Consider the following 13,410-nt stretch of genomic DNA (forward strand, 5'->3'; position numbering starts at 1 on the left):
GTGGGTAGAGATTCCTTTTTAGGCCATCGTCTCGGCGTACTGCGTCAATTATTTTTCAACCGCAGTCATCAGGGATTAGTGCAAAGCCGCGCGCAGAGGCAAGGCTTTGACAATCTCCGCTTCAATATCCAATAGCTCATCCATGCGGGCATCAATATCACGCTGAGGAAAATATTCTGCAGCCAGATCAATAAACAAACGATTGTGTTTGGCTTCGGATTTGGCAATGGCGCGATAGAAATCCTGCAACTTTCCTTCCGGTAACGCTTCGCCCACCAGACCGAATCGCTCGCAGCCGCGGGCTTCAATAATGCCGGCGGTCAATAAACGATCAAGGAAATACAGGTCGCTGCCTTTGCGCATGACCTTCCGAAATTCGTTCACATAGGGATCTTTTGCATCTGCGCCCAGTTGCAGGCCACGCTCGGTCATGATTTTTACCACCTCGCGAAAATGGGTCATTTCTTCGATGGAGAGATCGATCATGGCTTTAACCAGTTTCGTGCGATCCGGATAGTGAGACAGCATGGAAATAGCCATCCCCGAGGCTTTTTTCTCGGCGGCAGCGTGGTCGATCAGAAAAGTATCCATATCGGCAATAACGATTTGAGCCCATTCGGCGGGAGTGTGGTAGCGCAGTGTGAACATGGGAAGAGCCTGAGTGTTACGGGTTTCTGGATGGAGTATGGGCAGGCATTATAGCCACCCTGAGCGGAAATTCAGACAGTTACTTGCCTCTGGGAGAGGGAAATCACTGTTTTCTGGGGCGGGGGTGACTATAATGAGCCACCATCGGGACCCTAAATGTCGACAGGCCCTACTATAACATTGAGGCAGGGGAGACACCCCAATTGCCCGTTTTCTCAGCAATCATTCTTACGGGATGGAAACATGATTATTAAACCCAAAGTTCGTGGCTTTATTTGTACAACTGCTCATCCGGAAGGCTGTGCAGCCCACGTTCAGGAGCAAATTGAATACATCAAGGATCAGGGCGCCATTGCCGACGCGCCGAAGAATGTATTGGTGATTGGCTGTTCTAACGGTTATGGTCTGGCCTCGCGCATTACCGCGGCTTTTGGCGGTGGTGCCAATACTTTGGGTGTGTGCTTCGAGAAGCCCCCGACTGAAAAACGTACAGCGTCTGCGGGCTACTACAACACCGTTGCCTTTGAAAAAGCCGCCAAGGCAGAAGGCTTGTACGCCGAGAGCATCAACGGCGATGCCTTCTCTGACGAGTGCAAGGAAAAAGCCATTGCCCTGCTGAAAGAGAACATGGGCAAGGTCGACCTGATCGTTTACAGCCTGGGTGCGCCACGTCGTCAGGATCCGAAAACCGGTGAAGTCTTCACCAGCGTGCTTAAGCCTATCAATGAAGGTTATACCGCGAAAAACCTCAACACCGACACCTTGACCATCACCGACATTACCGTCGAGCCGGCGAATGAAGAAGAGATCGCCTCAACGGTTAAAGTGATGGGCGGTGAAGACTGGGAGTTGTGGATCGATGCTCTGAAGCAAGCGGATTTGCTGGCGGACAAGTGCAATACGGTCGCGTATACCTATCTGGGTGAAAAGCTGACCTGGCCAATTTATGGTCATGCCACCATCGGTAAGGCCAAAGAAGATCTGGATCGCGCGGCCACAGCCATCAACGAGCAATTGGCGTCTGTGAAAGGCAAGGCCAATGTGTCAGTGCTGAAGGCGCTGGTGACCCAGTCCAGCTCTGCGATTCCCATTATGCCGCTGTACATTTCACTGGTGTACAAGGTGATGAAAGAAGAAGGGACCCACGAAGGCTGTATTGAACAGTTGTACCGTTTGTTCACGGAAGGTCTGTACACGGATTCTCCGCGTCTGGATGATCAGAATCGCTACCGCATGGATAACCTGGAATTGCGTCCTGAAACTCAGGCCAAAATTGAAGCTCTGTGGCCGCAGGTAACGGAAGAAAATCTGTTCGAACTGACTGACTACAAAGGCTACAGCGAGGAGTTCCTGAAGCTGTTCGGCTTTGGTTGGGACGGTGTGGACTACGAGGCGGATGCCGATCCGATGGTTGAGGCAAACTTTAAGTAATTCGTACGAAGCCTTAAGTAATTTGTACGTAGACGCACATCGCTTAAGCAAAACGGCCGGTATTTCCGGCCGTTTTTGTTTCTTTGTCCGCTAATTCTGACAATTCCGGGTTTGGGCTTTCCCTAATACACAGGAAGTTGATAGCCTTGTGCAACTGAGCGCAGCTTGCCACGAAGGGCGCCCGACGCAGGAATTACTATGGCTGATATACACACTACTCTGGTTCATTTTGATCTGATTTACGATGAACCGGTTGTCCTTTCGCCTCTGGTTAAGCGCATTACGGCCAATAACCCCAGCGCTTTTACCGGGCAGGGGACCAATACCTACCTCATTGGCACAGATCGGTTTACCGTCGTCGATCCCGGCCCGAATGATCAGGCGCATATCGATGCCATTCTCAAGGCGACCGACGGCAAAATTGATCGTATTCTGGCCACGCACGGTCACGAAGATCACTCTCCGGCCGGTAAGCCTCTGGCGGATGCGACCGGTGCCGAAATGATCGGTCTGACCGTCAACTCGGATCTCGAGCATCTGGATACGACGTTTACCCCCGCGCGGGATGTTGAAGATGGCGAAATCATTGATGCCGGTGATTATCAACTCAAAGCCATCTACACACCAGGTCATCTCAAGCGCCATGTTTGTTTCCTGTTGGAGCAGGAGCAAATGCTGTTTGCCGGAGATCATATTATGCAGGGTGCCACGGTGGTCATTATTCCTCCCCACGGCGGCACCATGTGGGAATATCTGGAGTCTCTAAAAAAGCTGCAAGGAACGGGTATTCAATTACTGGCACCGGCGCATGGTCACCTGTTGTCAGACCCGGACAAAGTTTTTCAGGAACTCTACGATCATCGCCTGTCCCGCGAAAATAAAGCGCTGGATGTGCTTAAGGCGCAAAAGAAGGGCACCGTTGAAGAGCTGGCTCCACTGGTCTACCCCGAAATTCAGGGCGACCTGATCAAAGGGACGCATATTGCGCTCTGGTCACACCTGCAAAAGCTGGTGCACGACGGCAAAGCCAAAAAACATCATGAGAAACACTGGATTATGGGCGAGGAAATCTGGGAAATCATCGACTAGTATTTCCTCAAATCACTACCGTATCAGTGTTTAATTTGTCATCAGACGGATTCTCGTCATAGCCCCAAGGAGTCGTTCATGGAATATCGCCCGTTAGGAAAAACCGATCTTAAAGTCAGTGCCATTGCGCTGGGAACCATGACTTGGGGGCAGCAGAACACCGAAGCCGACGCGTTTGAGCAGATGGATTACGCTCTCGAACGCGGGGTGAATTTGTTTGATACCGCTGAGATGTACCCGGTGCCCCCTCGCCCCGAGACCCAGGGACTGACTGAGACTTACATCGGCAACTGGCTAGCCAGCCGCGGAACGCGAGATAAAATAGTATTGGCCAGTAAAGCGGCCGGTCGAGGCGATAACAACCCGGGTGTACAGCATGTTCGCGGCGGTCCACGTCTCAATAAAGAGCATATCCACCAGGCAATTGAAACGTCGCTACAGCGTTTGCAAACAGACTATATCGATTTATATCAATTGCATTGGCCCGAGCGTGATGCCAACTTCTTTGGCCGGATGGACTACCGTCACGGCACCGATGACGGTGTTGATATTCGTGAAACTCTGGAAGCGCTGGCTGAGCTGGTTCAGCAGGGCAAGATCCGCCATGTGGGTTTGTCCAACGAAACCGCCTGGGGTGCCATGCATTACGCGTCAGTGGCGAAAGAGTTTGATTTGCCGCGGTCGGTATCGATTCAAAACCCTTACAGTCTGGTCAACCGCACTTACGAGATAGGTCTTGCGGAAGTGTCTGTGCGTGAGCAGATGGGCTTGCTGGCGTATTCACCTTTGGCGTTTGGCGTTCTCAGCGGTAAGTACATGAATGGACAGCGCCCTGCGGGAGCCCGTATTACCTTGTTTGATCGATTCACTCGCTACACCAATCCCCGTACCGATGCGGCGGTCGAGGCGTATGTGGGGTTGGCGCGAGAGTATGATCTGGATCCCGCCCAAATGGCCCTGGCGTTTGTGACCGGTCGCGATTTTGTGACCAGTAACATCATTGGTGCAACGACGATGGAGCAGCTGAAATCCAATATCGACAGCTCGGAGCTGACTTTGGACAAGGAGCTGCTGAAAAAGATCGAAAAAGTGCATCAGGCCAATCCCAACCCGGCTCCATGAGCCAGATTCCTGAGCCAGATTCTTGAAGCTGGCGGTGGAAGATCATGCCGACTGGGCCGAAGTTGTGGATCAGCGGGATGCCCGTTTGCGGCACTAGTTTTTGGTTAACAGGCCCTGCGGATGCCTTTCCGGTTGAATTGGACAGTTTTAACCCCCTTTTCAGACAAAGTCCACGCCTAACTTAGGGCTTCAGGACCGCTAAGCCCATAAAAATAAAAGAAAATGATCGGGGAACTTGTGTCGGGGTAAGGGCGTCAGTAACATTACGCTTTTGCTTTACCCTGACGGAGATAGTGCATGTTTCAAGGCAGTATGGTTGCCCTGGTTACCCCAATGATGGCAGATGGTCAGCTGGACTGGGAAGGCCTCCATAAATTGGTAGATTGGCACCTTGAAAAGGGCACACACGCGATGGTTGCAGTGGGTACCACCGGTGAATCTGCCACTCTGGACGTGGATGAGCATTTAAAGGTTATCAAAAAGGTCGTTGATCAGGTCAACGGCCGTATCCCGGTGATCGCTGGTACGGGCGCTAACTCGACAACGGAAGCTATTGAATTAACCCAGTCGGCCAAAGATGCCGGTGCGGATGCTTGCCTTTCCGTAACCCCGTATTACAACAAGCCCACTCAGGAAGGTCTGTTTTTGCATCATCAGGCCATTGCCAAAGCTGTGGCCCTGCCTCAAATGCTGTACAACGTACCAGGACGTACCGGTGTTGATATGACCCCGGAAACCATTGCGCGTCTGTCTGCAGTTGACCATATTTTTGGTGTTAAAGAAGCTACCGGTGAGATGGATCGTGTAGAGTGGCTGGTGGCGAACACCCCAGATGATTTTATTATCGTTTCTGGCGATGATCCCACCGCTGTGGAATTGATGCTGCTGGGTGGTAAAGGCAACATCAGTGTGACGGCAAACGTTGCCCCGGCCGAGATCGCCCGTATGTGTGAGTTGGCGATTGCGGGTAAAACCGAGGAAGCTCGCGCGGTGAATCAGTCGTTAGTGCCGGTTCATAACGCCATGTTTGTTGAATCCAATCCAATTCCTGTGAAATGGGCTGTGGCGGAGCTGGGGCTGACCCAGGCCGGTGTGCGTTTACCATTGACGCCGCTGTCGGAAATCTACCACCAGCAGGTACGTGATGCCCTAAAAGGCGCGGGTTTGCTTTAAGCGTCCGCCACAGTAATTTCTAGCTCCATTTTCGAAGCTGCCGGACTCGTGAAGTACCTGGATCCTGGAGCTCCATAGAAAACAAAAGATGACAAAATAATGATGAATCGTTTTATTGTTCGCGCCACTGTGTTGGCTGTGGTTGGGGGAATATCAGGCTGTAGTTCTCTGTTCGGTCCGGAAGGCTATTTTCGCGATCGCGGTGATGATTACCTGAATGCAGATGTCATTGAACCCATGAGTCTGCCGCCCGGAGTCACTGAACAGCGGGTTCAGCAGCTCTATATGGTCCCCACGATCCAGAACAACGAAGTGGATTTTGGCCGCGGTGAATTTGACATTCCGCGTCCACAATCTCTGTCTGACAACGCATTCGCGGACAAAGTTAAGATTCAAAAACTGGGCGACCGCCGCTGGATTCTGGTGAGCGCACCTCCGGCTCAAGTCTGGCCGCAAGTCCGTGGGTTTCTGTCCCGCAATAACCTGGAAGTGGTCTACACCGATGCTACCAGTGGCGTGATTGAAACTGGCTGGCTGCGCTTTAAGGGCGACGAGGACACCAAAGATAAGTACCGTTTGCAAATCGAGCAGGGGGTACAGCCCGACAGCACCGAGATTCACGTTCTGCACATGAGTGTCAATACAGACATTCCCGGCAGCGGCCAGGTTAACTGGCCTACCGAGTCCGTCAATGATGAGCGTGAAGCCTGGATGATGGATGAGTTGGCGGCAACGATTGCCAGCGATACGACAGACGGTCAGGCAGCATCTCTATTGGCTCAGACGATTGGTCTGAGTGACAAGGTCACTCTGGAATCCAGCGCTGGCGAGCCTATGCTGCAATTGTCTCTGGCCTATAATCGCGCTTGGGCAACCGTGGGTCATGCGGTACAGAAAGAAGGCTTCACCCTGTGGGAAAGCGATGACGCAGTTGGTGTGTACTACGTCAATTTCGACCCGAATTTCCAGGAAAATGAAGACGAACCAGGGTTCTTCGGCGGCATGTTTGGCGATGATGAGGTGGTGAAGACAACCCCTTACAGCTTGAGCGAAGTACTGACTCATTTGCAGCTGGACGATACCGCTGAAAATCGCGAAATCTTCAGCAGTGTAAGCAACTCTTCTTCAGAAGCTCTGAAAGATGTGCCGGGTTATCTGGTGGTCGTTCGTGGGCAGGGTGAAGATATTCAGGTACGTATTCGCGATGGTTATGCCCGTAAACTATCGAATCGAGACGCTAAAAAGCTGTTGAATGTTATTCGTCATAACCTGATTTAATCCATATGGCTGTCATGAAGTTTGCTTCTTTGGGCAGTGGCAGCCGCGGTAACGGGACCCTGGTGTCCTGGAAAGATCAGTTACTACTGGTTGATTGCGGCTTTACCATCAAAGAGGTAGAGCGCCGCATCGAGCGTTTGGGGCGCAGTGTTGCTGAGATTACAGCGGTGCTGGTGACTCACGAGCACGCCGATCACCTGAAAGGCGTGCCACCTCTGGCGCGAAAATATAACCTCCCTGTCTATATGACCCCGGGTACTTTTCGTAGTCGGGATCTGGGCAAACTTCCTTTCCTGCATTTAATCGAAGGTTATCAGGCGTTTCAGTTGGACGAGCTTGAAGTTCTGCCTGTGGCCGTGCCGCACGATGCGCGGGAGCCGGCTCAATTTGTGTTTCAGGTGGCGGGTAAACGCTTAGGCATATTAACTGATTTGGGCAATATCAGTGCCCATGTGGAAAGCCACTTCTACGACTGCGATGCTCTGTTGCTGGAGGCCAATCACGATCCTCAGATGTTGGCTTCCGGTCCCTATCCTCCATCCTTAAAACAGCGTGTCGGAGGCCCGTGGGGGCATTTGAGTAATCAGCAGGCGGCTGGTTTTCTGGCGAGAATCAATGCCGATCGGTTACAGCACCTGGTCGTGGGGCATATCAGTCAGAAAAACAACTCTCTCGAGTTGGCCCGACAGGTTCTCAAGGAAGTGACCGATAAGATTCCCAGAGTGGAATACGCCTGTCAGGACGAAGGCTTTGACTGGATCAACGTGTAGTTCTCGCTTGGTGTAGTTCTAGCCAAGGGCAACTCTAGCCTGTTTTTTCATCTGATTTCTGTGCTCATGACTTCTGAAATAGCCCCCTTTTGGGGCGTTTTCCGGGTTTAGTTGGTACCCACTTCTTAATTTTTGTGGTCGCAACCTGTCATACCTGTCAGGGTTTGTCCACACCTGTAAATTTTTTTTAACCGACTCGTGTTCAGACTGTTGAAATATTCGAAAGCCCTTTTAAAAAATACATAACTCTATGAAATATATAGAAAAAGCAGGCTGTGATCACTAACTGCGCAGTTTGTTCATCCCGCTGTAATAATGGGGGCTGGATGAATGTGTGCAAAGCTCATTCACAGACTTATCCACAGCTATAGTGGATAAGTGAGGAAAATAGACGGCTTTTTTGAGCGATCTGCATGGCGAGAGGGCTTGTTCGGTGCCATTATTGGGCGTAGATATTCATTAATAATCGGCTATCGACTTTTCCAGCGCGTACTTCTGGCTTTTCGTTCCCACATCAGGGGGGGCTACCAAGTACGCAGAGAGCTCTCAGAGCTCGCAGAAACTTCTCAGAGCACGCAGAAAGTTCTCAGAAGTCTGAAAGAATAGCCAAAATAGCCTGTTTTCGGCACTGCCCAGCTTTATTGATATTCCTACTTATGGTTTGATGAACCACTATCAAAACATCTTGGGCATAAGGAGCTATATGACCGTGGAAGATGAACGTCGCAAGTTTGACCGGAAGCCAACTTCGATAAGAGTAGAAATGACTCACCCGGCGTTTGGGACTATTGTAGGTTTTGCCCGGGATGTCTCAGATGGCGGCGCCTCGGTGTTAATCGAAAATTACCAGATTCCCCCCGTGGGAACGGTTGTCGATGTGCGGTTCAAGAAAATGGTGGGCCCCATCAACGAAGAACCCGTCAAAATGCAGGTCATGCACCACCATCGCAAGATGGCGGGTCTGATGTTTGTACCCGCATCCCGTTAAGACTCTATTCAGCCCATTTGCGCGACACTGAACTCAATACGTTGCTTGCAGCAAGCCTCGATATAGAGGCTTTACTGACATTGCTTTGGCAAGTGTAAGTTGGCAGAGCTTATTTGTTTTAATTGCAGAAGGTCGTCGCAGGCAAGTTTGGGGTTGTTCTCCAGCTGGACTTCTTTCAGGCGTGGCAGATTCAACAGCTCTGAGACCTGTGTTAAGAGGTTGTCGTTCACTTTTAAGACTTCGATTTTGGAGAGGTATTGAAGCGGTTTCAGACTGGTGAGCTTGTTGTTTTCCAGATTGATTTGTTTCAGCCCCTGAAATACCTCGATACCTTTTAAGCTGGTCAGTCCTGCGTGACTACAGATCAACTGGGTGACTTGCTCGAATGATGTGAAGTTACCGTCTTTAATGATTTGGTCCAGGCAGCTTTTCAGGCGAGGGTCTTCTGTATCGAAATCGGTCAACAGGCCTGGCGGGGTATGAACCACAGTCTCGTTGAGCGTCATCTGGTATTGAGTACAAGCGCTGAGAGTTAAGATAAAAGCACCAAGGGACAGGGTGTAATGGTTACGAAACAGGGAAGCGAAACGACTCAAGCTAAAGAAAGGAATCATGGACGGTCTCATGGAGTTTTACAGTTATATTTTTGGTCAGCGTCGATTGTAGCAAGTCGCTCTGAGAAAAGCGTGGATGAATTCTCAGGCAAATTTGAAAAGGCTGATAGAATTGCGCCGCTTTTTGATGTGTAAGCAGACGCCTAAGCTGGACTGTTACGAGATGGATTGGTCACTTACATTTTATTTAACCTAGTATTACCACTTGAATGATTCATTAAATAAGGAGAACAACATGTCGCGGATACTGATTGCGCTGTTTACCGTTTTGGCTGTGGGCTGTATGTCTACAGACCCGTACACCGGCGAGCAGAAAACCAGCAATACGGCGAAAGGTACAGGTGCAGGTGCAGTTGTGGGTGCCATTATTGGCGCAGCAACGGCGAGCAAGAAAGACCGCGGTAAAGGCGCACTGACGGGTGCAGTTGCCGGCGGTGCCATCGGTGGTGGTGTAGGCTTCTACATGGATAAGCAGGAAGCCCAGCTGCGCAGTCAATTGCAGGGTACGGGTGTGCAGGTTCGTCGTGAGGGCGATACCATTCGTCTGATCATGCCTGGCAACATCACATTTGATTCCGGCCAGAGTGCGATTCGCAGTAATTTCTATCCCACGCTGAATTCAGTGGCTGTGGTGCTGGCTGAGTTTGATCGCACGGCTATTCGTATTACTGGCCATACCGACTCCACTGGGGGCGCAGATCTGAATCAGCGTCTGAGTGAAGCCCGTGCCGACAGTGTCAGGCAATATCTGGTGTCACAAAAAGTCGCCTCGGGTCGTGTTCAGACTTCGGGCTATGGTCCACGTTATCCGATTGCCAGCAATGATACTGCCGAAGGTCGTCAGGCCAACCGCCGTGTTGAGCTGGAATTGTTGCCTCTGGATAGCTAAGTCAGCGATTTTGGACAGTCTGCCTGTATAAGGTAGGCCGCGTGTACTTTGCGGTTGGGCATTGCCCGGCCGCAAAGGGCAGGTTAAGCTAGCGCGCATCAAAATGACCGCGGTAGTGAATTTCATGAACAAACAGACTGAAACTTGGGCAAAGACGCTTTTCCTGTCACTGAGTGCAGTTTTGATGATGCTTGCGTCCGCAATGGCTTCATCTGTTGAATCCCAATCCCAATCCCAATCCCAATCCCAATCCAAATCCCAATCTTTAGCTTCTGACCACACCACCGAGGCGTTGGCCGAGCAGGTTGATACGGTGGCGTTAGTCACCATTACACACGTCAGTAGTTTGGTTAACCGCGGCATGAGCTTCCCGGGATTGCTGTCTGTGGAAGCGTTTTCATACCAGTTAAACGTCAATCGTCTCTGGAAGGGTGGCATTCCAGTTGATCTCGAACTGAAAATCAGCTTGAAGAATTGCGCTCAGCCGTTGCGCAAGGGAGAAACCTATCTGGTATTTGGAGATTTGACGGCAATTCCGAAAGCTTCCCGCACCACGCTGGAAGAGTCGGCCTCTCTAGATCCTGCAGTAAAAAAACCTTCTTTTGAGTGGGTGACGAAGAGCTGTGATCAGGTGATTCCCGAGTCACAAGCTCAGCCGCGTATTGTTCAGTTAAACCAGTTATATCCGTCCCGAACTGTCGCACAGTACACTCCGCGTTAATCAAAATGCCTGAATTTCCTTCCCCGCAGGCCATCCTCTGCCTGTCAGCTGAACACGAGGTCGAAACCTCGGAGTTGGCTGTGCGTTTGAATGTGCCGCAGGAAATGATTTTTCACGCAACCAATACCAAAGAGCTTCCCGAGAATGTCAGGTCTCTGGAAGGCTTTGTGTTGTTGTTAGGAGAGCAAGGCCTGGCGTTACAGCCCTTGGGCAAAAAAGCTCCGGGACCGACGCATGTCGACTTTGAAAGCGGGGCGGTTGCCCATCGGCGCAAGTTCGGCGGTGGCTCGGGTCAGATGATTGCCAAGGCTGTGGGCGTCAAGCTCAGCCGACCTCTGAAAGTGCTGGACGCTACAGCAGGGCTGGGTAAAGACGCCTTTGTATTGGCCAGCCTTGGCTGCGAGATGGTGATGTGTGAACGCAATACGGTGGTTGCCGAATTGCTGGCCGATGGTGTTCGGCGAGCGCGGCAGTCTTCTGATCCTGATTTGAACGCCATCGCACAGAGATTGTCTCTGTCGGCGGGTGACAGTTTGCAACAACTTGAAGGTGCCGTGACAGCCGACGTGGTGTATCTGGATCCTATGTTTCCCGACCGCACCAAGTCCGCCAGTGTGAAGAAAGATATGGCGGCATTTCACCAAGTGGTTGGGAAAGATGAGGATGCGGATCAACTGTTGCCGTTAGCTAAAGCTGTAGCGACCTATCGAGTGGTTGTGAAGCGGCCGCGCAAGGCTCCGTTTCTGAATGGTGAATCGCCTACCTACCAATTAACCGGTAAAACCAGTCGCTACGATATTTACGTCAATCGCAAACTGCCTGACTGATTTCGGATATTTACGAGAACTTCCGCGTTACTCGAAAAAGAATTTCACCAGCCGACTGATCAGCATCCTTATCTGAGCCATCATGGCAATCAGAAAGCCCATCCCGCCAATGATCAGTCCGGTTAACAGCATCAATTCCTGTGATGTGGATGGCTGTATGGCCGATACGCTGATATAGATCAGTACCCCGCCCAGGAAAAACAGCATGGCTCCTAATTTAAATTGCCTAAAGCTCTGAGCCAGCGTGGCGGAGTAGTGCTCTTTGAGGCGTCGCCCCCAGTGTTTTCTATCGGGCTCTACCATTTACGGAACAGCTTGATGACGCCACTGGCAGTTAACACCGGTTGGTCGTTGACTCGCAACTGGCAGCGGGTAAAGGCGATGTTTTTCCCTTGCCGGGTAACCTCTGCTTCCCCGAGGATCAGGTCTCCGGCCTGCGAGGGACCGATAAAGTCACTGTTGCAATTGACGGTGACCACGCTATTGATGTCTTCGGTAAACGCAGCCATACAGAGACAATAATCGGCAAAACTCATCAGGATGCCACCGTGAGTGCTGCTGGACATATTGCAGTGGTGGGGTTTGACCCGGAAAGCGGTGTAACAGGTGTTCCCTTCGCGGTAGTAGAAAAACGGCCCGATATAATCCTCTGCGGTGTCGCCGGGGTAATGTTGATAGTGATCCGGAATGTCGAAGTCTTTCGGGTCAAATAAACCTTTGGGGGCTGTGGAAGACATTTATTATTTTCCCATCGTTGCGCAGCATCGTCATCGGAGTGGCGGGCTTCAACCCAGCGCGATCCCTGATCAGTCTGTTCCTGTTTCCAAAAGGGAGCCTGAGTTTTGAGAAAGTCCATAATGAACTCGCAAGCGGAAAAGGCATCGCCCCGATGTGCGCTTGAGACGCCGACAAACACGATTTGATCGCTGGGGTGAAGCTCTCCCACTCGGTGGATGATACGCACAGCTTGCAGTTGCCAGCGCTGTTTGGCCTGTTCGACGATCCCTTCCAGCACTTTTTCGGTCATGCCGGCGTAGTGTTCAAGGAATAGAGACTTTACGTTGTCACCTTCGTTAAAGTCCCGCATCAGTCCAACGAAGGTGACAATGGCGCCAATGGCGGGGCAATCCTGACGCAGCGCTTCATACTCGTGTTGCAGTTCGAAATCCTGTTCCTGGACAAGGATCATATTTGTCTCCTTAGCCGCCAGTAACCGGGGGAAAAAATGCCACTTCATCGTCGCCGTTTAGAGGTGTTTCCCAGTCGACGACTTGCTGTTCAACAGCGACAAACAGACCGGCGCTGTGCAGGGCTTTGTGCCAGTTGTCGCCGCGCAGGCACAGGTGATCACGCAGTCCGCCCACGGTGGTAATGCCGTCTGGCAGGGGCAGAGCTTCTTCGTGGCTATTTAGGTCTTCCCGCAGGCGGGCAAAAAAAAGTAATTTCAACATAGAGCTTCACTTCTGACTTCTTGAGCCGGTTATTCTAATGGAGGCATTAATTATTGGCTTGCCAGTGACCGGATTTGCCACCTTGCTTTTCAAGCAGGCGAACATTGCTAATCACCATACCCTTGTCGACGGCCTTACACATGTCGTACAGGGTTAAAGCGGCGACGGAAGCTGCTGTCAGTGCCTCCATCTCGACTCCGGTCTGACCGCGCAGTTTACAGGTGCTCTCGATGCGTACCTGATTGTGTTCTGGCAGTGCTTCCAGTTCTACCTTAATGGAGGTCAGCATCAGAGGGTGACACAGGGGGATCAGGTCAGAGCACTTTTTGGCGGCCTGAATGCCTGCAATGCGTGCCACCGCGAAGACATCCCCTTTTTTGTGACCACCTTCCATAATCAGTTGAAGTGT

General features: G+C 51.4%; 16 protein-coding genes and 1 pseudogene. 10 read left to right on the top strand and 7 right to left on the bottom strand.

Features of this window, described 5'->3' with window-relative positions; genetic code table 11:
• Nucleotides 1–75: 75 nt before the first annotated feature.
• Nucleotides 76–648, bottom strand: a complete 573-nt coding sequence (locus ACTG33_RS12670) for a tRNA-(ms[2]io[6]A)-hydroxylase (protein ID WP_439135590.1) — start codon at nucleotides 646–648, stop codon at nucleotides 76–78.
• A gap of 243 nt (nucleotides 649–891) precedes the next feature.
• Between ACTG33_RS12670 and fabV the strand changes: the two genes are divergently transcribed.
• The 7 genes from fabV (at nucleotide 892) to ACTG33_RS12705 (ending at nucleotide 8,499) form a co-directional block, all read left to right on the top strand.
• Complete coding sequence (gene fabV / locus ACTG33_RS12675) at nucleotides 892–2,079, top strand: enoyl-ACP reductase FabV (protein WP_439135591.1); 1,188 nt, start codon at nucleotides 892–894, stop codon at nucleotides 2,077–2,079.
• A 198-nt stretch (nucleotides 2,080–2,277) separates the two neighbouring features.
• The gene (locus tag ACTG33_RS12680; protein WP_439135592.1) at nucleotides 2,278–3,168 is read left to right on the top strand and encodes an MBL fold metallo-hydrolase; all 891 of its coding nucleotides are present in this window, start codon (nucleotides 2,278–2,280) and stop codon (nucleotides 3,166–3,168) included.
• A 78-nt stretch (nucleotides 3,169–3,246) separates the two neighbouring features.
• On the top strand, nucleotides 3,247–4,290 hold the full coding sequence (locus tag ACTG33_RS12685; protein WP_439135593.1) for an NADP(H)-dependent aldo-keto reductase: 1,044 nt from the start codon (nucleotides 3,247–3,249) through the stop codon (nucleotides 4,288–4,290).
• Between the two features lie 297 nt (nucleotides 4,291–4,587).
• Nucleotides 4,588–5,463 carry a 4-hydroxy-tetrahydrodipicolinate synthase gene (dapA, locus tag ACTG33_RS12690; RefSeq protein WP_439135594.1) on the top strand — a complete coding sequence of 292 codons (876 nt, stop codon included), beginning with the start codon at nucleotides 4,588–4,590 and terminating at the stop codon, nucleotides 5,461–5,463.
• Nucleotides 5,464–5,562: 99 nt separating this feature from the next.
• Complete coding sequence (bamC, locus tag ACTG33_RS12695) at nucleotides 5,563–6,741, top strand: outer membrane protein assembly factor BamC (RefSeq protein ID WP_439135595.1); 1,179 nt, start codon at nucleotides 5,563–5,565, stop codon at nucleotides 6,739–6,741.
• Between the two features lie 14 nt (nucleotides 6,742–6,755).
• Nucleotides 6,756–7,511: an MBL fold metallo-hydrolase gene (locus tag ACTG33_RS12700; protein WP_439135605.1), complete on the top strand. Its 756-nt coding sequence runs from the start codon at nucleotides 6,756–6,758 to the stop codon at nucleotides 7,509–7,511.
• Nucleotides 7,512–8,214: 703 nt separating this feature from the next.
• Nucleotides 8,215–8,499, top strand: a complete 285-nt coding sequence (locus ACTG33_RS12705; protein WP_439135596.1) for a PilZ domain-containing protein — start codon at nucleotides 8,215–8,217, stop codon at nucleotides 8,497–8,499.
• Nucleotides 8,500–8,570: 71 nt separating this feature from the next.
• On the opposite strand, the gene ACTG33_RS12710 is transcribed toward ACTG33_RS12705, so the two are convergent.
• Nucleotides 8,571–9,113, bottom strand: coding sequence for a hypothetical protein (locus ACTG33_RS12710; RefSeq protein ID WP_439135597.1), 543 nt, complete (start codon nucleotides 9,111–9,113; stop codon nucleotides 8,571–8,573).
• A 235-nt stretch (nucleotides 9,114–9,348) separates the two neighbouring features.
• Here ACTG33_RS12710 and ACTG33_RS12715 point away from each other — a divergent pair, with 235 nt between their 5' ends.
• From ACTG33_RS12715 to ACTG33_RS12725, 3 genes are all read left to right on the top strand, one after another.
• The gene (locus tag ACTG33_RS12715; RefSeq protein ID WP_439135598.1) at nucleotides 9,349–10,002 is read left to right on the top strand and encodes an OmpA family protein; all 654 of its coding nucleotides are present in this window, start codon (nucleotides 9,349–9,351) and stop codon (nucleotides 10,000–10,002) included.
• Between the two features lie 124 nt (nucleotides 10,003–10,126).
• Nucleotides 10,127–10,723, top strand: a complete 597-nt coding sequence (locus ACTG33_RS12720) for a hypothetical protein (protein WP_439135599.1) — start codon at nucleotides 10,127–10,129, stop codon at nucleotides 10,721–10,723.
• Between the two features lie 5 nt (nucleotides 10,724–10,728).
• The gene (locus ACTG33_RS12725; protein WP_439135600.1) at nucleotides 10,729–11,550 is read left to right on the top strand and encodes a class I SAM-dependent methyltransferase; all 822 of its coding nucleotides are present in this window, start codon (nucleotides 10,729–10,731) and stop codon (nucleotides 11,548–11,550) included.
• Between the two features lie 27 nt (nucleotides 11,551–11,577).
• Here ACTG33_RS12725 and ACTG33_RS12730 read toward each other — a convergent pair whose 3' ends face one another.
• The 5 genes and pseudogenes from ACTG33_RS12730 to moaC form a co-directional block, all read right to left on the bottom strand.
• Nucleotides 11,578–11,853: a hypothetical protein gene (locus ACTG33_RS12730; RefSeq protein ID WP_439135601.1), complete on the bottom strand. Its 276-nt coding sequence runs from the start codon at nucleotides 11,851–11,853 to the stop codon at nucleotides 11,578–11,580.
• Nucleotides 11,847–12,287 (bottom strand): PaaI family thioesterase, encoded by a 441-nt coding sequence (locus ACTG33_RS12735; protein WP_439135602.1) that lies wholly within the window; start codon nucleotides 12,285–12,287, stop codon nucleotides 11,847–11,849. Before ACTG33_RS12735 ends, ACTG33_RS12730 begins: the two co-directional genes overlap by 7 nt.
• Before the next feature lie 11 nt (nucleotides 12,288–12,298).
• Nucleotides 12,299–12,739 (bottom strand): annotated as a pseudogene (gene moaE, locus ACTG33_RS12740) (molybdopterin synthase catalytic subunit MoaE); the annotation flags it as partial.
• 10 nt (nucleotides 12,740–12,749) lie between these two features.
• The gene (moaD, locus tag ACTG33_RS12745; protein ID WP_439135603.1) at nucleotides 12,750–13,001 is read right to left on the bottom strand and encodes a molybdopterin converting factor subunit 1; all 252 of its coding nucleotides are present in this window, start codon (nucleotides 12,999–13,001) and stop codon (nucleotides 12,750–12,752) included.
• A 46-nt stretch (nucleotides 13,002–13,047) separates the two neighbouring features.
• On the bottom strand, nucleotides 13,048–13,410 hold a 363-nt coding region (gene moaC, locus ACTG33_RS12750; protein WP_439135604.1), incomplete at its 5' end, for a cyclic pyranopterin monophosphate synthase MoaC.

The sequence above is a fragment of the Pseudomaricurvus sp. genome (assembly GCF_965662505.1).
Classification (GTDB): domain Bacteria; phylum Pseudomonadota; class Gammaproteobacteria; order Pseudomonadales; family Cellvibrionaceae; genus Pseudomaricurvus.